The organism is Pseudomonas sp. dw_358 (assembly GCF_018449655.1).
In the GTDB taxonomy this organism is placed as follows: Bacteria; Pseudomonadota; Gammaproteobacteria; order Pseudomonadales; family Pseudomonadaceae; genus Aquipseudomonas.
Map to the genome: position 1 here is coordinate 171,881 of NZ_JAAVUX010000008.1, position 20,752 is coordinate 192,632.

Here is a 20,752-nt window from a genome sequence, read left to right on the forward strand (position 1 = left end):
CCCGCTGCGGCGGGCCTTTGCCAGGAAGATGTCATGCCCAAAAACAATTACATGACGCTGAATGCGCCGTTCAGCGGCCCGGTCATTACGTTGAACAACATCCCCGACCCGGTCTTCGCCAGCGGCGCGATGGGCGACGGCACCGCAATCGATCCGCTGGGGGACGTGCTGCATGCGCCCTTTGCCGGCGAGGTGGTCAACGTCGCCCGGACCCGCCACGCCATCAATCTGCGGGCCGACAACGGCAGCGAGTGGCTGCTGCATGTCGGCATCGACACGGTGGAGCTCAACGGCGAGGGTTTCGAAGCCCTGGTCAGCGCCGGGCAGCGGATCGTCCAGGGCCAGCCACTGTTGCGCCTGGACCTGGACAAGGTCGCCCGGCACAGCCGCAGCCTGGTCAGTGCCTTCATCCTGCTCAACGGTGACCAGTTCACCCTGAGCCCGGTCGCCGGCCTGCGTTGGGTAGAGGTGGGCGATACCCTGCTGCACGTCATCCCGCTGAATCCACCTGCCCAGGCAGCACCCGCCAATGACCCAGTGCCGATCACCGAGTCCTGCGGCCGGGTGTGCATCGCCCACGGCGGCGGGCTGCATGCACGGCCTGCGGCGCTAGTGCGCCAGACCGCTCGGCAATTCGACAGCCAGGTGCACCTGCATGTCGGCAACCGCCGTGCCTCGGCCGACAGCGTGATCGGGCTGATGGGCCTGGGCATCCGTGAGCGCGACGAGATCGAGGTGAGCTGTGTCGGCCATGACAGCGCCCGTGCCCTGCAGGCCATGCTCGAGGTGTTGTCGACACCCTCGGTGCAGGCGCCCTCGATGCCTCTGCCAACGCGGCAAAGCCCTTCGGCGCAGGACGCCAACGGTATTTTTACCGGCGTCACTGCGTCCCCCGGTCTCGCCTGCGGACCCTGGGTTCGCCTTGACGCCTTCGAACTGCCGCCAGATCCGCGCAACCATTGGCCAGCGGATCAGCAGCAGCGCCTGGACCAGGCCCTGGTCGAGGTTCGCGCCGATATCCACGCTGGCCTGGATTCGCGCCAGGCTGAACAAAGCGCGATCTTTGCCACTCACCTGGCCATGCTCGACGACCCGGCCCTGCTCGACGCCGCCGCCGCCGACATCGCCCAAGGGCACAGTGGCGCTCATGCCTGGAGCCGCGCGGTGCTGGCCCAGTGCAAGGTGCTCGAACACCTCGACAATGCCTTGCTGGGCGAGCGCGCCAGCGACCTGCTGGACCTGCGCCAACGTGTCCTGCGCCGGCTGCTGGGGCAGACGCAGACCCTGCAAATCGCACCCGGCTCGATCGTGCTGGCGCAAGACCTGACCCCATCCGACCTGCTGATGCTGGCCGAGCGCGGCGTCGGCGGCATCGGCATGGCACTGGGGGGCGCGACCTCCCACGTCGCGATACTGGCACGGGGCAAAGGCATCCCATGCGTCGTTGCGCTGGGTTCGGCACTGCTCGAAGCCCTCCACCGCACCGCCCACGGCGAGGCGGTCCTGAACGCCGATGCGGGGCACCTGGAACTCAAGCCTGGCCCGGAGCGACTGACCCACGTGAACGCCGCCATTCAACAGCGGGCACACCAGCGTCAACGCGATCAGCAGCACGCCCATGAACCGGCAGTGACGCTGGATGGCGTGCCCATCGAAGTCGCCGTCAACGTCGCCACGGCAACGGAAGCCGGGCAGGCCCATGCCGACGGCGCCGACGGTGTCGGCCTGTTGCGCACCGAATTTCTGTTTGTCGATCGCCGCCACGCCCCCACCGAGGCCGAGCAGACCGCCGCCTGCCAGGCCGTCATGGACGCCATGCCCGACCGGGCGGTGATCGTGCGCACCCTCGATATCGGCGGCGACAAGCAACTGGACTACCTGCCGCTGGCCGCCGAAGCCAACCCGGTCCTGGGCCTGCGCGGCATCCGCCAGGGCCAGGCGCGCCCGGAACTGCTCGACCAGCAACTGCGTGCGTTGCTCCAGCTCAAGCCCTTGGCGCGCTGCCGTATCTTGCTGCCGATGATCAGTGAAGTCGACGAGCTGCTCGCCGTACGAGGGCGCATCGACGTGCTGGCCGCCGAACTCGGCCTTGCCGAGCGCCCGCAGTTAGGGGTGATGATCGAAGTTCCCTCGGCTGCCTTGCTGGCGGAACAGCTGGCCGAGCACGCCGATTTTCTGTCCATCGGCACCAACGACCTGTCCCAGTACACCTTGGCAATGGACCGCGATCATGCCGGCCTGGCCGACCGGGTGGATGCCCTGCACCCGGCAGTGCTGCGGCTGATCGCGATGACCTGCGCGGGGGCTCATCGATACCGGCGCCGGGTCGGTGTGTGCGGCGCACTGGCGTCCGACCCGCTGGCCACCGCAGCACTGATCGGCCTGGGCGTGCGCGAGCTGTCGGTGAGCCCGGCGCAGATCGGCCGAGTCAAGGCGCGGGTGCGAGAACTGGACAGCGCCGCCTGCCAAGCCCTGGCGGTGCAGCTGCAAAAGCTGGGCAGCGCCCAGGCGGTGCGAGCGGCTTGCACCGCGTTCGACCGTCAGCCGTGATCGGCCCAACGCCCGACCCATAACAACAACGACAGTCAGGAGAATCGCCGTGTATCAACACTTCATTGAAGGCTTGCAACGGCTGGGACGTGCATTGATGTTGCCGGTGGCCATTTTACCCATCGCCGGCCTGTTGCTGCGGCTCGGCGACACCGACCTGCTGAACATCGCCATCATCCATTCGGCCGGCGATGCGATCTTCAGCAACCTGCCGTTGATTTTCGCCATCGGTATCGCCGTCGGCTTTGCCCGCGACAACAACGGCACGGCCGGGCTGGCCGGGGCCATCGGCTACCTGGTGCTGACCTCGACCCTCAAGGTCCAGGACGCGCACATCAACATGGGCATGCTCGCCGGGATCATCGCCGGGCTGGTGGGTGGCGCGCTGTACAACCGCTTCAAGGACATTGCCCTGCCGCCGTACCTGGCGTTCTTCGGCGGACGCCGCTTCGTGCCCATTGTCACCGGGCTGACTGCGGTGCTGCTGGGGTTGCTGTTCGGCCTGGTCTGGCCGTCGGTTCAACACGGCATCAACGGCCTTGGCGAACTGATGACACAGAGCGGCAGCATCGGCGCCTTCTGCTTCGGCGTGCTCAACCGCATCCTGATCGTCACCGGCCTTCACCACATCCTCAACAACCTGGTGTGGTTCGTCTTTGGCACCTTCACCAACCCGCAGACCGGGCAGGTGGTGACGGGGGACCTGGCCCGCTATTTCGCGGGAGACCCCCAGGGCGGCCAGTTCATGACCGGCATGTTCCCGGTGATGATCTTCGGCCTGCCGGCGGCCTGCCTGGCCATGTACCGCAATGCCTTGCCGGATCAGCGCAAACTGATCGGCGGCGCCCTCCTGTCCATGGCACTGACGTCAGCGCTGACCGGCGTCACCGAGCCCATCGAGTTCGCGTTCATGTTTCTCGCGCCGCTGCTGTACGTCGTGCATGCCCTGCTGACCGGCCTGTCCATGGCGCTGACCAACTTGCTGGACATCCACCTGGGCTTCACCTTCTCCGGCGGCGCCATCGACATGGCCCTGGGCTGGGGCAAGTCGACCCACGGCTGGCGGATCGTGCCATTGGGCCTGATCTACGCACTGGTCTACTACGTGGCCTTCGACCAGTGCATCAAGCGCTTCAACCTCAAGACGCCCGGGCGCGAACGAGTGGCCTCCAGCGCCGCGCCGGTTGCGCAAAGCGACCGCGCCACCGCCTACATTCACGCGCTCGGGGGTGCGCAGAATCTGCTGGGCATCGACGCCTGCACCACCCGCCTGCGCCTGCAACTGGTGAACCGCAGCCAGGTCCAGGACGCCGACTTGAAAGCGCTGGGCGCCATGGCCGTGGTCCGTCCGGGCAACGGCGGCAGCCTGCAGGTCGTGGTCGGTGCCATGGCCGACAGCCTCGCCGACGAACTGCGCAACGCCCTGCCCCATGCCGGCACACCGGCACAGACACAGCATCAGACACAGGAACAGACCTCGGCTGAACAGACCCGGGCCAACGAGGTGGACGCCGGTCATGCCGCGCAGTGGTTGCAGGCGCTGGGCGGCGCGCGGGTGGCGAAGGTCGAATGCGTGGCGCTGACGCGCCTGCGGGTCCGCCTGAAGGACGCCCTGCCGCTGGATGCCGATGACCTGCAACGGCTGGGCAGCCAGGGCGTGAGCGCTGTGGGCGATGGGGTATGGCATGTGCTGGTGGGCGACGGCGCGCAGGCGTTGAGCGATCGGTTGCGAAGGATGCTTCAGCCGACCTGAATCTTACCGGCGGATGATTGGCACAATAATTGATTACCTGATAGGTATCGATTGTTGAACAATCCATCCTCACGGAGTTTTTTGATGTTCCCAGGTGCAAGCCCTGCTCCTTCGCTGTGTGCCCTGTCCCTGGCCGACCAGGTCGCCTGCGAACTGCGCGACGACATCATCGGCGGCCGCCTGCAGTCCGGCATGGCGCTGGTCGAGGCCGACCTGGTGAAGCGCTACAACGCCTCGCGCAATACCGTGCGGGAGGCCCTGCACCAGCTGGGGCGCGAGGGCCTGGCCACCTACGTGCGCCACAAAGGGGTGATGGTGCGACGCCTGAGCGTGGCCGAGGTGCGCGACCTCTTCCTGGTCCGCCGCACGCTGGAGATTCAGGCCATCCTCGCCAGCCAGCCGCTGCGCGAATACCAGTCCGACCGCATGCTCGACGCCATCGAGGCGGCCGAACTGGCCCGCGACCGCGAGGACTGGCAGGCCTTCGGCACCCACAGCCTGCGTTTTCACCAGCATATCGTGGGCCTGCGGCGCAGCCCGCTGCTGGATGCCTTTTTCACCAACATTGCGGCGCAGATGCGCCTGGTGTTCGCCGTCGCACCCGACGAGGAAAACTTCCAGCGTCCGTGGCTGGAGCGTGACCGCGAGATCCATGACCTGCTGGCGGCGGGTCAGCGCCAGGCGGCCGCCGAAACCATGAACCATTACCTCGACGACTCGGAGCATGCCCTGCTCGACCTGTTGAACCACCCTGCCGTGCATAGCCCCACCGACATGACGCGTGCCACCCAACGGAGACCCACATGAAGCCCACCCCCCTTTCCAAGGCCCCCATCGACGCCGCACTGCGCAAGGCCATCAAGCCGGTCCTCTGCTACCCGATCGAGACCTTGCCGCGCCCGGACATTGGCGCCTACCGCGCCGTGCGCGACGGCCTGAAGCACGTCCGCACCGTCGTGGTGCCAGCTCGCGATGCGGCCACCTTCAGCGTGCCGGCCGGCAGCTTCTTTCGCATCCTTTCGACCGAGGGGCCCCAGGTCGGCGACCTGAACCTGTTCAACCAGCATGACCTGACGGAGCGCTTCTACACGGGCAAGACCCGCGCCCTGAACGGCACGCACCTGGGTGTCGGCGATCAGCTGTTCTCCAGCTTCCCGAGCCTGCGCCCGATGGCCACCATTACCCATGACACCCTCGACTGGTATGGCTTCGACGAGTTCGGCGGCTCGGTCCACGATGTCATCGGGACGCGCTGCGATCCCTATACCCACAACCTGCTCAGTGGCGGCGGCCAGTATCACCATTGCTGCCACTCGAACCTGACCCGCGCGCTGTCGGCGTCCACAGGGCTGGCGCTGCATGACGCCGAACCCCATGTGCACGACGTCCTCAACGTGTTCATGTGCACCGGTTTCACCCGCGACACCGGCCAATACTTCATGAAGGCCAGCCCGGTGCAGCCGGGCGACTATCTGGAGTTCTTTGCCGAGATTGACCTGCTGGGCTGCCTGTCCGCCTGCCCGGGAGGCGACTGCTCGGCCGAGCATTCATCCGACGCCGCCAAGTGCTATCCCCTGCTGGTGGAGATTTACGAAGCGGCGCAGCTGCCTGAAGGATGGGTGGCGCCGGCGGTCAATGGCTATGATCGCAGCCATGGGGTGGGTCAGTAGCACATCCGGCCGTATCGGGGCCCGACAGTGAGCCTGCGAACACCTGGACCGCAACAACCCGATGGGCGACCATCGGGCGCCGTCCGAGAAATCGGCATACCCCTCAGGCATGCCCCGGTATGGCCAAGCCGAACACGATGAAAAAACCACCGCAGACTTTATTGAATCGCCGCCCCGTCCGCGCCAGCCAGGGCCTGACCCGGTGCGCGGCGCTCGCCACACCGTATTCAACGACGAACTCCACCAGCGCATAAGTCAGGGCGATCACGGCCGTCTGCTCGATGATGTTCCTTTGCGCGTCGAGGAACGGTGGAATGAACGCGGTGAACAGCAGCAGTGCCTTGGGATTTGAAAGGGCCGACAACAGGCCCTGGCGGAACATGGACCAGTGGCGCAAGTCGGTGGTGCCGGTTTTCTCGAGACTCACGGGCGGTGATCGCCACAACCCGATGCCGAGCCAGATCAGGTAGAGGCCGCCGACCACCTTCAGTACCAGGAACCCGGTCGCCGAGGCCTGGATCAGTGCACCCAGCCCCAACGCACAAAACGCCAGAGCGACGGCAAAGCCGAGCACGCCACCGGCGATGGTGAACAGGGTTTTCCGGTTGCCGTGCAGGGCCCCATGGGTCAGCACCAATAGCGCATTCGGGCCTGGAACCACCGCGATGCCGCAGCAGGTCAGCACGTAGAGCAACCACGTCTCGAAGGGCATGAGCAGATCCAGTCAGGGCAAGTCAGACCGGCATCTTGCGGGGGAATCGATGCCATGAACAGTGCTTCCTTCAGTTTACCGCCGCTCGGTTGGGGCGCTTGGGGCGAGTGATCATTGCTGCGTCTGTATCAACCGGCAAGCGTTACGGGGCATCCCTGGGACCCGCCCCTTCGTGCGCGTGCCACAGCCCTCCCCGTTCGTCCTAATAACACTTCCCTATCAAGGGCATACAAGCATCTGACTCACGGCGGCGGCGGTCACGGGGCACTATTCCTGACTCTCCAAGAAAAGGAATCACCCCATGTCCCGCCCCTTTGCTGTTCTGCCGATCTGCGCGCTGGTTGCCAGCCTGAGTGCCAGCGCGTTTGCCGACGCCCCTTTGACCCGCGATTCCGGTGCCCCCGTGGGCGACAACCAGAACTCGCAAACCGCCGGCGCCGACGGCCCGGTGCTGCTTCAGGATGCGCACCTGATCGAAAAACTGCAGCGCTTTGACCGTGAGCGCATTCCCGAGCGCGTCGTGCATGCCCGCGGTACGGGGGCGTTCGGTCAGTTCCAGGCGAGCGCCGACATCAGCAACCTGACCCGCGCCCAGGTGTTCCAGCCCGGCACCCAGACCCCGGTATTCGTTCGCTTCAGCACCGTGATGGGCTATCGCGGTTCGCCAGAGCAAGCCCGTGACCCTCGTGGCTTCGCGGTCAAGTTCTACACCCAGCAGGGCAACTGGGACATGGTCGGCATCAACCTGCCCGTGTTCTTCATCCGTGACGCGATCAAATTCCCCGACTTCGTTCATGCCAACAAACCGAGCGCAGTCACCGGCGTTCAGGACCCCAACCTGGCCTTCGATTTCTTCGCCCACAGCCCTGAAGCCACCAACATGCTGACCCACCTCTACTCGGTCCAGGGGATGCCCGATTCCTATCGGCACATGGACGGATCGGCCGTGCACGCGTTCAAGTTCGTCAACGCCCAGGGCCAGGTGCACTACGTAAAATTTGCCTGGAAGAGCCAGCAAGGCGTCAAGGGTTTCGAGCCTGGACAGATTGCCGAGTCCATCGGCAAGGACTGGAACCTGATGAGCAACGACCTCTACGGCGCTATCAAACAAGGCGACTACCCCAAGTGGGACCTGTACATCCAGACGCTGACCCCGGGCGAACTGGGCCGGTTCGCTTTCAACGCACTGGATGACACCAAGGTCTGGACCGGCGTCCCAGAGCAGAAGGTCGGCACCCTGACGTTGAACAAGGTGCCGGACAACTACTTCGAGTCCACCGAGGAATCGGCTTTCGCGCCGTCGCGACTGGTGCCCGGCATTGAACCGTCCGAGGACCGCATGCTTCAGGGCCGACTGTTTGCCTACGCCGATACGCAAATGTACCGCCTGGGCGCCAATTACCAGCAAATCCCGGTCAACCGCCCGCGGGTCGCGGTGAGCAACAACTCGCAAGACGGCGCCATGAACGAAAGCGGCCGCAGCGGCGACGTCAACTACGAGCCGTCGGGCCATGCCGAGAAGGCCCAGGACCCGCAATACAAGTACGCCAACACGCCCATCAGTGGCGTCACCCAGCAAATGGCGATCAAGCGGCCCGCCAACTTCCTGCAGGCTGGCGAGTACTACCGCACGCTCTCGTCGAGCGGCAAGGCCTCGCTGATCGAAGCCTTGAGCGGCGACCTCGACCACGTCACCGACCGCGCCAACAAGTACGCCATGCTGTCGTACTTCTACAAGGCCGACGCCGACTACGGCACCCGTCTGACCAAGGCCACCCACAGCGACCTGGGCACCGTCCAAACCGCCGCCAAGGCGCTGCAAGACTGATAGCAGTCACCCGTCCCCCCCGTGCGTGGGGGGACGCTTATAGCGAGGAGGTTGACATGCTGATCCATCGCGATAAAAGGCTGTGGCTGGGCCTGTTTGTACTGTTGCTGCTGGGCATCGGGGTGCGAGCCAGCCACGTGTGGCTCCCCGGTCTCTGGCTGCCCGCCGATGCCAGCGCCTTGCAGCCGAGCGACCCGGTGCAGCGGGTCGACCCGCACCTTTACGACACGCAGTGGTTCGATGCCGCCCGCGCCGGCCGGGTCGACATCACCGATGCCCTGCTCAAGGCCGGGTACCCGATCGACAGCCGCACCGGATCGGGCTATACGGCGCTGGTGCTGGCGACGTACCACGGCTCTCTGGAGGAAGTCACCCGCTTGCTCGACGGCGGCGCCAACCCGTGCATCGCCGACCACAACGGCAACACCGCCTTGATGGGCGCGTTGTTCAAGGGGGAAAACCCCATGGCGCAGCGTCTGCTCGGCCTCTGCCCCATCGACCAGGCCAACAATGCCGGACAGACTGCCTTGTCCTTTGCTGCCCTGTTCGGGCGGCTGGACATGATCGAGGCGCTGGTTCGTCGGGGGGCTGACCTGGAGCATCTGGATGCCAGCGGCCACAGTGTGCGGATGGTTGTGCAGCAGCAGGGCAATCTGCAGGCGGTGGCGGCGCTGGATGCGGCGGGGGCGGGGCGTTGAGGGGGCTGACGCCACGTTTCTCATACTGGGCTTTGCCTGTGTCGAGGTGGCCTTTGCCATCGTGCAGATGTTGCCGATTGACCTGCGCTCATGGGTTAGACTCGTCCGCTGCCCCATGGACCCGCCCGGCCTCGGGCCACATCGAGGAAATCATTGATGCAACAGCGTATCGCCGTCATCGGCGCCGGTGTCATCGGCCTGTCCATCGCCCGCAGCCTGGCGCTGCAGGGCGCGACAGTCACCCTGCTGGAAGCCCGACGCGCAGGCTCGGGCACCAGCCAGATCAGCTTCGGCTGGGTCAACTCCAACGGTAAATCGCCGCTGGCCTATCACCAGCTGAACGTCGCCGGCATGCAGGCCCATCAGCAACTGCAAGCCGAGCACCCCCGCCAGATACGCTGGCTGGAAGAGACCGGCACCCTGGAGTGGGCGTCGGGCGCGGCCGGCACCGAGCAACTTGAACAACGGGTCGAGGCGCTCAAGGCCCTGGACTACCCGGTGCGGCCGGCGGACCGGGCCGCGTTGGCCCGGCTCGTCCCCGAACTGATCCTGCCCGAGACGAGCACCGCGCTGTGGTGGTTTCCCACCGAGTCACTGGTCCACCCGGCGTTGTTCGTGGCTTTTCTGCGCGCCGAAGCGCTCCGGCTCGGCGTGACCCTTGTCGAACATCAGGAGGTCGTCGCGATCGATGAATCGGCCAGCGGCGTGCGCCTGTCCTTGCAGGACGGTTCCGACTGGCGAGGCGATCATGCGGTCAGCGCCACTGGGCGCTGGAGCCGTCACCTGATGGGCCGGCTGGGGATCGAGCTGGCCATGGTCGACGCCGACCAGCCCGGGCACATCGGCTGCAGCTTTCTGGGCTACACCTCGCCTGCACAGGTGCAACTGGGCTGCAACCTGATCACACCGGACCTCAACCTGCGCCCGGACGGCGGCGGACGGCTGATGCTGCAAGCCCTGGACCTCGATCCCACGGCCGACCCGAGCCAGGTGCCCGACACCGACAGCGACGTGGGCCGGGAGATGCTCGCCAGGATGGCCAAAGTGCTGCGCAATGCCGAAGGCGTGCGTCTGGAGCGCATCGCGGTGGGTCAGCGCTCGCGGCCTGCCGACGGGCTTCCTGCTCTGGGCTACGTCACCGAGCACCGCCGCCTCTACCTGGCGGCGACCCACAGCGGCATGACCCTCGCCCCCGCACTCGGGCCGCTGATCGCCGACGAGATTCTGTCGGGCATCCGCTCGCCGCTGCTGGCCGAATTCCGTCCCCAGCGACTGCTGGGCAAGAGTGCCGAGGCGTTTGCGCAGATTGTTTCGCCGCACTTTCCTGCGGCTCAGTGAGCGAGGCTGCCGGCACGGCACAGGCTTTCTGCCCCTCCCCGCTCAGCGCAGCCTTGGCCTTGACCAGAAGGGTCGACGTCGCGCCGGGAGACAGTACCTTGCCTCGAGTGAAAGCCAACGCCTACAGGATGCACCGGCTTTGTAGGTGTGCACCGGACCATCGTCCAGCGACGATGAGGTGAATCGCACAAAGGCGGCCCCGTTCATTGCGCCGGCTGCATGGCGAAACCGACACCGAGGCGGTTCCAGGCGTTGATGGTGACGACGGCGAAGGTGAGGTCGGCCAATTCGCGTTCGTTGAACTGCTCGGCCACTTGGTTGTAAATCGCTTCGGGGGCGCCCTTTTCGGCCAGCAGGGTCAGGGTTTCGGTCCACCGCAAGGCAGCACGTTCACGGTCGGTAAAAAACGGGGTTTCGTGCCATGCCGTCAGGGCAAGAATGCGTCGCGGGGTTTCGCCAAGTTTGATGGCATCGCTGCTGTGCATATCGATGCAGTAGGCGCAGCCGTTGAGTTGCGAGGCGCGGATCTTGATCAGTTCGTGCAACGATTTTTCCAGGGACGATTCGCCCATCGATTTTTCCAGAGCCAGCAGGGCCTTGAAGGCATGTGGGGCGACTTGGGCATAATTGACGCGTGGGCGGTTCATGGCGACTTCCTCTAAAGTGACCCGGCTGATCACCGGGGATGGACTCACTTTATTGGTCTGGAAAACTTTGATAAATGAGCTAATATCGTAAGCATTAGACGACTTTCCGGACAATCATGGCCTTTGACCGACTCGATGCCATGCGCGCGTTCTGCCGCATTGTTGAATTGGGCAGCTTTACCCGTGCCGCCGAGGCGTTGGCGATAGCCAAAACCACGCTGTCCGGCCAGATCCAGGCCTTGGAAAACCAGCTGGGTGTGAAGCTGCTGCACCGCACCACACGCCGAGTGACCGCCACCACGGACGGCGCCGCCTATTACGAGCGCGCACGCACGGTGCTGGAAGATGTCGACGAGTTGGAAGCCAGCGTCTTGCAAACCCGCACCGCCGCGCGCGGCAAAGTGAAGGTGGACATGCCCTCGCCCGTCGGGCGCTTTCTACTGATCCCCGCACTGCCTGGCTTTGTGAGCGACTACCCCGATATTCAGCTGGACCTGGGCTGCAGCGAGCGAGTGGTGGACTTGGTCCAGGAAGGCATCGACTGCGCCATCCGCGGAGGCGTGGTCACCGATCCGGACCTGGTGTGCCGGCCCATCGGGCAGATGCGGTTTGTACTGTGCGCGTCGCCCCTCTACCTGAATGAAAATTTACCGGTCAACACCCCGCAAGACCTCGCGCCGCTGCGCTTTCTAGCCTTTGTGTTTCCCGCCAGCGGCCGGCAGAACCCGGTACGTTTGAATTGCGGTGATCAAAGCGTGCTGATTGAACAGACCCCCGCGATGCGATTCAACAGCGGTGGCGCTTACATGGCAGCGGCGCAAGCGGGATTGGGCTTTGTCGCCGTACCGCTGTGCGAAGCACAGGCGTTGCTGGCGGATGGCAGGTTGGTGCAGCTCTTGCCCGATTGGCAAGTGCCAAGCATGCCGATGAGTCTGGTGTATCCCTATTCACGGCGGCTGTCGGCGCGGGTGCGGGCGTTTACGCAATGGGCGACAGCGACGATGGGGCAGGATCCGCTGTGGTGCGTATAGGTTTGGAATCGGCCTGTTCAGTGATCGAGCCGATTTCTTCAAGGTCAGCGCTTTGTGTCATTCTTGTCGGGCGAGGGGAAAATCCTCGAACGTCATCCTGACGCTCAATGTTTCGTGAGCGTTGGCCACCGATGCAGCCCCCAGGATCACCATGGCTCGTATGGCGGCCCAACGAGTAACAGGGTTCTCGGGGTCTGAAACCAGTGAAAGTATCTTTTCAAAGTCCGCATCGTCGGAGGCGTGTTCTGCTCACAACCTGGCCATACCGAAGATATCAATTGGGTATGCCACTTGATGCACGCCCAGATACATCGCCCTGTCGATCAACTCATCAAAAAAAAAGTCCATGGTGCCTCGTCAGATAAACAAAAATCCCCACGCACCTGACTTTACTTACAACCTGTCAGATTCAAGAGCGGTGCGACGGGATCGTGTCCCTGGAAGTGGTGTAACTGAGCCAACCGAAAGCGCCCCGAGGGCGAAAGAGGATGGTCATCGTGGTTCTTGGCTACTGTTGAGTTTACGAAGACCAAACACTCACCAGAGAAACCACGATGACCAAGCCCACTATCGCATTGACCGAGTTGGTTGAGAAAGGGGAAGATGCTGATCTGCTTAAGCAAATGATCCAGTTCGTTGCCCAGCGCATGATGGATTTCGACGTTGAAAGCTTGTGCGGCGCCGGCTTCGACGTCAAAAGCCCTGACCGTACAAATAGCCGCAACGGATACCGCGACCCTCTCTGGCAAACCCGAGCCGGCGACGTTGACCTGAAGATCCCAAAGCTTCGTCAAGGCAGTTACTTTCCAGGCTTTCTGGAACCCCGCCGAACTGCTGAGAAGGCCATGGCAGCAGTGATTCAGGAGGCTTATATACAGGGCGTATCCACGCGCTCGGTCGACGAACGGGTCGAGGCCATGGGCATGACCGGCATCTCGAAAAGCCAGGTATCCAGGCTTGCAGGTGAGATCGATGAGCGCGTTAATGCGTTCCTGGATCGACCGATTGAGGGCGACTGGCCTTACCTTTGGATCGACGCCACGTACGTCAAAGTTAGGGAGGCCGGCCGTATCGTTTCGGTCGCTGTAATAATTGCTGTGGCCGTGAGCACCCACGGCGGACGGGAAATCCTGGGCATGCGGGTTGGTCCCTCCGAAGCCGAGCCGTTCTGGACAGACTTCTTGCGAAGCCTGATGCGCCGGGGCCTGCGCGGAGTAAAACTGGTGATTTCAGACGCTCACGAAGGTCTCAAAAAAGCCGTTTCAAAAGTCTTCCATGCAACTTGGCAGCGCTGCCGTGTGCACTTCATGCGTAACGCCATGGCCCACGTCGGCAAGGGTCAGCGCGGTATGGTCTCAGCCCTGTTGCGTACGGTCTTCGCTCAAGACAACCGCCAGGAATGCCACCAGCAGTGGCGTTTGGTCGCCGATCAACTGCGTGAGAAGTATCCAAAGATCGCAGCGCTGATGGACAGCAGCGAAGACGAAGTACTGGCACACATGGCCTTCCCTAAAGCCCACCGTCAGCAGTTACACAGCACCAACCCGCTGGAGAGACTCAATGCAGAAATCAAACGACGCACGGATGTCGTAGGCATCTTCCCTAACGACGCTGCGATCACCAGGCTGGTCGGGGCGATGTTGCTGGAGCAGAACGACGAGTGGTGCCTGCAACGGCGCTATATGCAGTTGGAGGCCTTCGAGGCGGTCAGCGATAATCCGCAGGCCAAGCTGTCGGCTGTGATCAACTAAACTGCAAACTCACTGGCCAGAGCCATGATGAGTTACACCACTTCTAGGGACACGATCCAACTCGCTGACTTGCTGCTTAATCTCAGCGACCAATTCCGTGTCGTTCACGTGCCGACGTCGCCGTACTTTGGACGATACCAATTGCTTGATTCGAACCGTTAATTGCGAGCGCGACACACCGAGACATTCGCTGACCAGTTTCACTGGTCGTCCCCCCGCAACAAGGGTGAGTGCGCAATCCATTTTCGCGACCGGGCGATCTCCACGGCCTCTTTCAGGACTTCGGCTACCATCGTCGTCTTGCCCAGCATCCGTTGTAATTCGCGGATCTGCTTGAGCGCATCGTTCAGTTCCGACGCCGGTACCACGGCCTCGCCGGCACTGACGGCCGAAAGGCTTCCGTCCTGGTACAGCTTGCACCACAGGAACAGCTGGCTGGCGTTGATGCCGTTGCGTCGGGCCGCCACGGAAACGCTTTGTCCCGGTTCAAGGCTCTCGCGAACCATGGCCAGCTTCTGGTCGGTGCTCCAGCGGCGTCGGCGTTCCTGGCCCAGCAGCTCGCCACCCTTATCGTTGCTGTTAGTCATAAACATACCCGTTTGCCTATCCCTTATCTTAGGGGGAACGGTGTTCTGTCTTTTATGAGGCTCGTTCACTGTCTAACAGCCCCAGTCTGGTCATAAGTCGTATATACGAAGAAACTCCGCGATGAATCACCTACTAACTCTTGTAGTTTCTTGCATCTAGCCACTGCCTTAGCATTCCTGCTCCCGCCCGTAGCCAGAAGGCAATACCATGCAATCCGCCGAGCGTTCGACTTGCCACACCGCGAAAATCGTATGGTCTGCCGAATCTTGCAGCCCTGCCTCGACCGGTAGAACGTGGCTTGCAATAGCAGATGGCCAACACTGCGATACCCCCGACGGCTGTATTCCGATCGATGCCGACCGGATCGCAGGCAGCGCCCTCGCGGCGGGCGACACTGTGCTGGTGCCTGTATCCGAAACCGAAACCTCTGGCCCATGGCAGCTGGCGCAAAGCCAGTTTGAGTCGATTCATCGCATCATCGCCGCGCTGCTGGCGACGGGCACGCCTCTGAAGCTTTTGCTTTTCAGCGGTATCGCCAACGCTGACGCAGCTGCTGCGCACGGCTTGTTGCAATCCCTGCGCTACGAAACCGAACAACTGGCTCACACCTGGCTGGAAAGCGATGCGAGCCTGGCACAGTCACTCACCATCTGCGGGCTAATGCAGCAGGAAGGGCTTCGGCGCCTGCGAGTCGAGGGTGGCAAGCGCCTAGTGGCTCATCTGCACCAACAAGTAACGCCGCTCGCGAACGAACCCACAAGCCAGGACGGGCCGGCGCTGATCATCGGCGGCTTGGGTGGCATCGGCCAGCACCTGCTGGAACATATCGTCGGCCAGCAACCGGTTTTCGTCATGGGCCGCTCGCCCTTGAGCGATGAACGACGCTCGCGCTTGAAAGCGCTGGGTTGCTCAGGCTACTTCCAAGGCGATGCGACGGACACCGAGAGCCTGCGACAGACGCTTTCGACGCTCCATGAACGCTACGGTCGGGTGGACACCGTCTTTCACCTCGCCGGTCATCTGGAAGATGGCCTTTTCCAATCGCAGACGACTTCCTCTTTGGAAAAGGTCATGAAGACCAAGATCGCGCCGGCCCTTGCCCTTGCGCATCTGCAGAACGAGATGGCAATACGCCGCGTGGTCCTGTTCGGCTCGCTATCAGCAACCGTCGGTCTGGCCGGACAGACGGCCTACGCATCAGCCAACGCCTACCTGCATGCTCTGGCTGAGCGGCAATGCCTGCAAGGCCATACGGGCTGGTCAACCATCGGCTGGGGTATCTGGGATGTGAGCGGTATGGCGATGGGCCAGGACCGCGGACTGCTGTTGCCTATGGCCCCTGACAAAGCCCTGGCGGCGCTGGATGAGCTGCTTGCCGCCCGCTGCGCCGACGCCTTGATTTACGCTGGCAGGCTGCTGACTGAGGCACCCTCCGGTCGACAAGCGGCGAAAGCCAGTCGCGCGCCAACGCTGGATACTAAGCTGCTGGTGCGCCAAGCCATTGCCAAGTTTACTGGCCTGGAAAATCTCGCAGAGGCTGAAAACGTGCTGGATCATGGCGCTGACTCAGTCGCGGCGATCAGCATTGCCGCAGAGATCGAACGCCGCCTGGCCGAGGCAGGCATGGTCACTAGAGTCCCCCGCTCCATCCTGTTCGAGCACCCGAGTGTCTCGAGCCTGTCGGCCTACATAGAGGCTCGCGCGGCAATCATTGGACTGCAGCCCGAGCCCGCGGTGGCCCCCCAGTCCCCTCCCGAGCTCACTTGGCGAGCCCCCTCCCCACATGTGCGCGCTCACACCCAGGACGAGCCGCACTGGCGGGCGCAGGATATTGCCATCGTCGGTATGGCGGGCTCTTTTCCAGGTGCTACCAGCATGGAAGAATTGTGGCCGCTGCTGGCAGAAGCGCGATTGGCAGTGCGCCCCGTCCCATCGCAACGCTGGGACTGGCGCGCGTTCTATGACAGCGATGCCAGCGCCGCGGGCCGTAGCGATGCCCGCCATGGCGGCTTCATCGACAATGTCGAGATGTTCGACCCGCTGTTCTTCCAAAGCTGGGCGCGCTGCCAGCACGACTACGCAAGGCAGCAGGTGTTTGCACAACATTCTCCAAATGCCACTTCAATGCGCTCGATGAACGGGGGATCGACATCTTCCGTACCGCTACGCCCGGCAATCACTGGATTTTCGCGGGTGTGGAAACCCACGTGTGTATCCTGCAATCGGCACTGGCGCTACGCGCACGCGGTGACCAGGTTTCGGTTGTGGTAGACGCAGTGGCGTCCCGCAGCGTCCTGGATCACGAGGTCGCGCTCTCGCGCATGTCACGCCACGGTGTGGAACTGATCACCCGCGAGATGTTGTTCTTCGAAACCATGGCGCAGTCGGAGCGGTGCGATTACCTGGCGCTGAGCCAACGCTTTCTCGATGGCCGCTACCTGAGGACCTACGGCGAATGACTCGGATTGCCGCACCTGACACCATGCCCACTCGCACCTTTTTCGCAAGGAGCCAGCCATGACCGCCGTTCTCTCGCAGACACCCGCCACTGCCAAGGCCGCGCCCTTGATCCTGCTGATGATCATTTTCATCGACGGCCTGGGCACGGCATTGCTGCTGCCGATGCTACCGATGCTGCTCGACCCGGGCGACCCTGCGGGGGTGGTTTTCGGCAGCGCACCTACTGCCGCTCGGACCGCCGGGCTCTACGGCGTGCTGTTGGCAGGCTACGCCTTTGCGATGATGGTGGGCGCGCCTCTGCTGGGTGCGCTTTCAGACCGCATCGGGCGGCGCCCAACGCTTCTGCTTGCGGTGACAGGGTCGGTCGCCGGGTATACCCTGAGCACTTGGGCCGTGAGCGTGGGCAGCGTGGGCTTGCTGATCGCCGGGCGCTTGCTGGGAGGCACCTTCGCTGGTAGCGTCCCGGTAGCACAGGCCATGCTGGTCCAGACCCCCGACAGCGCAATGAAACGCATTGGCTGGGTAATGTTTGCCATGACTGCGGGGTTTTTCACCGGTCCCGCGCTCACGGGCATCCTGCTAGCAGCTCATACACCGGGAGCAAGCCTGCTCCTGCCCTTGCAGGTCGCGCTGACCCTCAGCGTGCTGTGCCTGTTGATGGCCTTCTTGCTGCCCTCTACCCCAGCTCCGGCTGCAACAATGGGCCCATCGCTGATCAGACAGGTCTTGAACGGCTTCACCTCGCCAGCCACGCGCAGACCATTGTTTGCACTGCTCTGGCTGCAAATCGGCTGGAATCTCTTTTACCAGTACTTGCCCTGGATGCTCGCACGCCAGAGCCAGACCGTAGGCAGCATCAGCCTACTGCTAACAGTGGTCGGGATCGGCATGTGCATCGCCTTCATCTGGGTGGCCGGAGCCTTGCAAACCCGGTATCCAGCGCCACAGATCGCGCGCGCTGCCATCCTCGTGCTGGTGGTAAGCTGCGCATTGCTAGCGGCCACGCTCGGCAACTCGCTTGCCCTGGTTTTCGGTGCGCTTGCCGCGATCGCCTATGGGGTGGCCTACACTGCCTTAATCGGGCATGCCTTGGCATGCGAGCAGTCAAGCTTGCGTGGCACGGTGCTGGGCATCGCCGCTTCACTGGCTGCCGGCGCCGCAGCCGTCACGGCGTTGCTGGGCGGGATAATCGGCGCCTGGGGCAATCTGCTGCTGGCCTCGTTGAGCGTGGCTGCGCTGGCCCTGAGCTGGGTCATCCTGGTTTTGGGAAGAGATCGAGATGAGTAGCGACAACGCCACCTTGATCATCAAAGACCTGACCTTGCGCCTGCCAGACAGCAGGCCGCTGTTCTCGGGGCTCAACGCAACGTTCTCCAGGCAGTTCACCGGCATCGTCGGGCCCAACGGCAGCGGCAAATCGATGTTGGCGCAGATCATGGCGGGTCGCCTGACCGCGAGCGAAGGCAGAGTCCAGTGTGCTGGCAGTGTCGGTTATTTGCCGCAATGGCTCGGGCCTATCGACGGGACCGTTGCCGACCTGCTGGGGGTACATAACGCTTTGCAGGCCTTGGCAGAGGTCGAGGCGGGCGCCTGCGACCCAGCGCTGTTCGACCTGATCGACGACCGCTGGAACCTGCCGGGCGATATCCACGCCCGTCTGACGCGCTTGGGCCTAGCCCATCTGCCGCTTGATCGCGCAAGCGAGGCCTTGAGCGGAGGCGAGACTGTACGCCTGATGCTCGCCGGTCTGCGCCTCGGCGGCGCGCGGGTATTGATACTCGACGAGCCCACCAACCATCTGGATCGCCAGGCCCGCGAGCAGTTGAGCAAAGAGCTGCGCCAAGGCAAGGAAACCCGCATTGTCATCTCCCACGACCGGGCGCTGCTGGAACATGCTGATCGTATCCTCGAGCTTCGCAGCGACGCGCTGGTTCAATACAGCGGCGGCTACAACAACTATCGCGAGCAGCGCCAGGCGGAGCAGGACAACGCACAGGCTGCACTGGTCAGGGCACGCGCGGCACGCGACAGCGTCGAGCAGCAGATCACCATGGCCCGCCAGCGCGAAGTGCAAAGTGCCAGTCATGGTCGTAAGGTGGCGCGTGCCACAGGCACCCCGGCCATCGTCGCCAATGCGCAGGCAGAGCGCGCCGAGCAGCACAGCGGCCATCAGCGCATCCAGCAGGCGCGTTTGAGCCAAATGGCGCGAGAACGGGTCGACCAGGCCAATGCGAACGTCGAGCCGGTACGCCCAAGCCAACTGCTCGCCCCGACCGGCCTGGTCGCCAACGCGACCCAATTGGTCACGCTCGAACACTGCGAGCTCCCCTACGGCCCCCCCGACAGCCGCTTCATCGATCTCAACCTGCACGGCCCGATGCGAGTCGCGGTGATTGGGCCGAACGGCTGCGGAAAATCAACCCTGCTGAAGGTGATAGCCGGGCAACTGGCGCCCGCCAGCGGCATCGCCCGGCATATCTTACGCACTCACCTGATCGACCAGCACGCTCAAACCTTCGACCCCGAGCACAGTATCGAGCAGGTGCTACGCAATGAGCTGGGCACTGTCGGGGAGGGCCGCTTTCGCCAGGTCTTCGCCAACGCCGGGCTCGACGCTCGGCAGATGGCTACGCCATTCGGTCGGCTCAGTGGTGGCGAGCGCCTGCGCGCAACGCTCGCCTGGCTGGCAGGCGGCCCCGAACAGACGCAACTGTTGCTGCTCGACGAAGTGAACAACCATCTCGACATCGCGGCCTTGGAAGCAGTCGAGCAGTTGCTTGTACAATTCAAGGGCGCGCTCATCGTGAGTGCTCACGACTCACATTTTCTGGACGCCTTAGAACTGACACACCGGGTGATCTGGCAACCAACGGGGTGGCGGTACGAGCCGTGGGATTATGGCGGGCGGTGAGTAGCGCAGGCTTAATAACGATTCCGGGTATGAAAAGGTAACAAATTCCCGAATTTGCAACCCTACACTTCAAGGCATCGTGTGCAGGGAACTATCCCACGCCCGCCTCAGATAACTTCGCTGTTGCTAAGCTGGGCAATCAAGGCTAATTGCCCAGTTCTTCATTTGGCGTCCGGATGTGAGAGCCCGGCGATATATCGTGCCAGCGTTATGGCAGCCGCTCGTGGGCAGGCTTCGACCTGGCCGGAACTCCGATGTTCGTCGGTCTCATACCCGGCGCACCGCTGCCACCTGATTCAGGGAGAGGAAAATGCATGGCAATTTCCGAAATGAAATCGGGGGAAGCCCACGAAAATGGTCGTTCCAGATCCACCGCTCCAACTCCATCACCGGCGCTTTTTTATCGCTGGCGCAAAATTGATCCTGCCACCGAGGTGACGTTGCCTCGTAAACATTCAGTCCAAAGTCAGACTACGAACAGGGAAGGAGATATGCAAATGCAGCAACACCCCTATGAACAGCGTTCTATACGATCCCGCGAACCTCTAAAATACATAAGGACATGTAGCTCCAGAGAGACCACCAAGTTAGGGTGACATATACCAAACCGCATACACCGCCCTACGGGCTCAGATGGATGGTCAACAATGAACTGATTTACTAAAAACATCGATTCTTGGCTAGCACTTTAAATCTCAGTACGAACGACAGCTTAGCCTCTTGACTTCGACAGACTTCAGGCTAGGCCTGAACACGAGCTCCTGGAACTACCAAGATTAGTAGCATGATCACCGTCAGCACAAGCCTCCCAATAA

Annotated in this window: 14 protein-coding genes and 2 pseudogenes; 13 read left to right on the forward strand and 3 right to left on the reverse strand. The window is 63.1% G+C overall.

What is annotated here, in order from left to right; translation table 11 throughout:
* The first annotated feature begins 33 nt into the window (after positions 1-33).
* The 4 genes from ptsP (at position 34) to HB675_RS14325 (ending at position 5,973) form a co-directional block, all read left to right on the forward strand.
* Complete coding sequence (gene ptsP, locus HB675_RS14310; RefSeq protein WP_213878980.1) at positions 34-2,550, forward strand: phosphoenolpyruvate--protein phosphotransferase; 2,517 nt, start codon at positions 34-36, stop codon at positions 2,548-2,550.
* Positions 2,551-2,599: 49 nt separating this feature from the next.
* The gene (gene nagE, locus HB675_RS14315) at positions 2,600-4,303 is read left to right on the forward strand and encodes an N-acetylglucosamine-specific PTS transporter subunit IIBC (protein ID WP_213878981.1); all 1,704 of its coding nucleotides are present in this window, start codon (positions 2,600-2,602) and stop codon (positions 4,301-4,303) included.
* An 84-nt stretch (positions 4,304-4,387) separates the two neighbouring features.
* Positions 4,388-5,110, forward strand: a complete 723-nt coding sequence (locus HB675_RS14320; protein WP_213878982.1) for a GntR family transcriptional regulator — start codon at positions 4,388-4,390, stop codon at positions 5,108-5,110.
* Positions 5,107-5,973 carry a DUF1989 domain-containing protein gene (locus tag HB675_RS14325; RefSeq protein WP_213878983.1) on the forward strand — a complete coding sequence of 289 codons (867 nt, stop codon included), beginning with the start codon at positions 5,107-5,109 and terminating at the stop codon, positions 5,971-5,973. The genes HB675_RS14320 and HB675_RS14325 overlap by 4 nt, the downstream gene beginning before the upstream one ends.
* 103 nt (positions 5,974-6,076) lie before the next feature.
* On the opposite strand, the gene HB675_RS14330 is transcribed toward HB675_RS14325, so the two are convergent.
* On the reverse strand, positions 6,077-6,685 hold the full coding sequence (locus tag HB675_RS14330) for a LysE family translocator (RefSeq protein ID WP_213878984.1): 609 nt from the start codon (positions 6,683-6,685) through the stop codon (positions 6,077-6,079).
* A gap of 301 nt (positions 6,686-6,986) precedes the next feature.
* Here HB675_RS14330 and HB675_RS14335 point away from each other — a divergent pair, with 301 nt between their 5' ends.
* From HB675_RS14335 to HB675_RS14345, 3 genes are all read left to right on the forward strand, one after another.
* On the forward strand, positions 6,987-8,513 hold the full coding sequence (locus HB675_RS14335; RefSeq protein ID WP_213878985.1) for a catalase: 1,527 nt from the start codon (positions 6,987-6,989) through the stop codon (positions 8,511-8,513).
* A 56-nt stretch (positions 8,514-8,569) separates the two neighbouring features.
* Positions 8,570-9,211 carry an ankyrin repeat domain-containing protein gene (locus HB675_RS14340; protein WP_213878986.1) on the forward strand — a complete coding sequence of 214 codons (642 nt, stop codon included), beginning with the start codon at positions 8,570-8,572 and terminating at the stop codon, positions 9,209-9,211.
* A 156-nt stretch (positions 9,212-9,367) separates the two neighbouring features.
* The gene (locus tag HB675_RS14345) at positions 9,368-10,549 is read left to right on the forward strand and encodes an FAD-binding oxidoreductase (protein WP_213878987.1); all 1,182 of its coding nucleotides are present in this window, start codon (positions 9,368-9,370) and stop codon (positions 10,547-10,549) included.
* 203 nt (positions 10,550-10,752) lie between these two features.
* On the opposite strand, the gene HB675_RS14350 is transcribed toward HB675_RS14345, so the two are convergent.
* Positions 10,753-11,196 carry a carboxymuconolactone decarboxylase family protein gene (locus HB675_RS14350; RefSeq protein ID WP_213878988.1) on the reverse strand — a complete coding sequence of 148 codons (444 nt, stop codon included), beginning with the start codon at positions 11,194-11,196 and terminating at the stop codon, positions 10,753-10,755.
* A 116-nt stretch (positions 11,197-11,312) separates the two neighbouring features.
* Here HB675_RS14350 and HB675_RS14355 point away from each other — a divergent pair, with 116 nt between their 5' ends.
* Both HB675_RS14355 and HB675_RS14360 read left to right on the forward strand, forming a co-directional pair.
* Positions 11,313-12,227, forward strand: a complete 915-nt coding sequence (locus HB675_RS14355) for a LysR family transcriptional regulator (RefSeq protein ID WP_213878989.1) — start codon at positions 11,313-11,315, stop codon at positions 12,225-12,227.
* Between the two features lie 554 nt (positions 12,228-12,781).
* Positions 12,782-13,978, forward strand: a complete 1,197-nt coding sequence (locus HB675_RS14360) for an IS256 family transposase (protein WP_213878990.1) — start codon at positions 12,782-12,784, stop codon at positions 13,976-13,978.
* A 57-nt stretch (positions 13,979-14,035) separates the two neighbouring features.
* Here the strand turns inward: HB675_RS14360 and HB675_RS14365 are convergent.
* Positions 14,036-14,565, reverse strand: a pseudogene (locus tag HB675_RS14365) (transposase); the annotation flags it as partial.
* Between the two features lie 661 nt (positions 14,566-15,226).
* Between HB675_RS14365 and HB675_RS14370 the strand changes: the two are divergent.
* The 4 genes and pseudogenes from HB675_RS14370 to HB675_RS14385 form a co-directional block, all read left to right on the forward strand.
* Positions 15,227-16,654 (forward strand): annotated as a pseudogene (locus HB675_RS14370) (SDR family NAD(P)-dependent oxidoreductase); the annotation flags it as partial.
* Positions 16,655-16,716: 62 nt separating this feature from the next.
* Positions 16,717-17,025, forward strand: a complete 309-nt coding sequence (locus HB675_RS25870) for an isochorismatase family protein (RefSeq protein WP_345945772.1) — start codon at positions 16,717-16,719, stop codon at positions 17,023-17,025.
* A gap of 58 nt (positions 17,026-17,083) precedes the next feature.
* Complete coding sequence (locus HB675_RS14380; RefSeq protein ID WP_213878993.1) at positions 17,084-18,313, forward strand: MFS transporter; 1,230 nt, start codon at positions 17,084-17,086, stop codon at positions 18,311-18,313.
* Complete coding sequence (locus HB675_RS14385; protein ID WP_213878994.1) at positions 18,306-19,937, forward strand: ATP-binding cassette domain-containing protein; 1,632 nt, start codon at positions 18,306-18,308, stop codon at positions 19,935-19,937. The genes HB675_RS14380 and HB675_RS14385 overlap by 8 nt, the downstream gene beginning before the upstream one ends.
* Positions 19,938-20,752 lie beyond the last annotated feature (815 nt).

What these genes read in the sequence shown, in the direction of transcription:
- HB675_RS14385 (WP_213878994.1), top strand. Translation starts at nt 18,306, where the DNA reads ATGAGTAGCGACAACGCCACCTTGATCATCAAAGACCTGACCTTGCGC.
- HB675_RS14360 (WP_213878990.1), top strand. Translation starts at nt 12,782, where the DNA reads ATGACCAAGCCCACTATCGCATTGACCGAGTTGGTTGAGAAAGGGGAA.
- HB675_RS14350 (WP_213878988.1), bottom strand. Translation starts at nt 11,196, where the DNA reads ATGAACCGCCCACGCGTCAATTATGCCCAAGTCGCCCCACATGCCTTC.
- HB675_RS14355 (WP_213878989.1), top strand. Translation starts at nt 11,313, where the DNA reads ATGGCCTTTGACCGACTCGATGCCATGCGCGCGTTCTGCCGCATTGTT.
- HB675_RS14380 (WP_213878993.1), top strand. Translation starts at nt 17,084, where the DNA reads ATGACCGCCGTTCTCTCGCAGACACCCGCCACTGCCAAGGCCGCGCCC.
- HB675_RS14325 (WP_213878983.1), top strand. Translation starts at nt 5,107, where the DNA reads ATGAAGCCCACCCCCCTTTCCAAGGCCCCCATCGACGCCGCACTGCGC.
- HB675_RS14330 (WP_213878984.1), bottom strand. Translation starts at nt 6,685, where the DNA reads ATGCCCTTCGAGACGTGGTTGCTCTACGTGCTGACCTGCTGCGGCATC.
- HB675_RS14335 (WP_213878985.1), top strand. Translation starts at nt 6,987, where the DNA reads ATGTCCCGCCCCTTTGCTGTTCTGCCGATCTGCGCGCTGGTTGCCAGC.
- ptsP (WP_213878980.1), top strand. Translation starts at nt 34, where the DNA reads ATGCCCAAAAACAATTACATGACGCTGAATGCGCCGTTCAGCGGCCCG.
- HB675_RS14320 (WP_213878982.1), top strand. Translation starts at nt 4,388, where the DNA reads ATGTTCCCAGGTGCAAGCCCTGCTCCTTCGCTGTGTGCCCTGTCCCTG.
- HB675_RS14345 (WP_213878987.1), top strand. Translation starts at nt 9,368, where the DNA reads ATGCAACAGCGTATCGCCGTCATCGGCGCCGGTGTCATCGGCCTGTCC.
- HB675_RS14340 (WP_213878986.1), top strand. Translation starts at nt 8,570, where the DNA reads ATGCTGATCCATCGCGATAAAAGGCTGTGGCTGGGCCTGTTTGTACTG.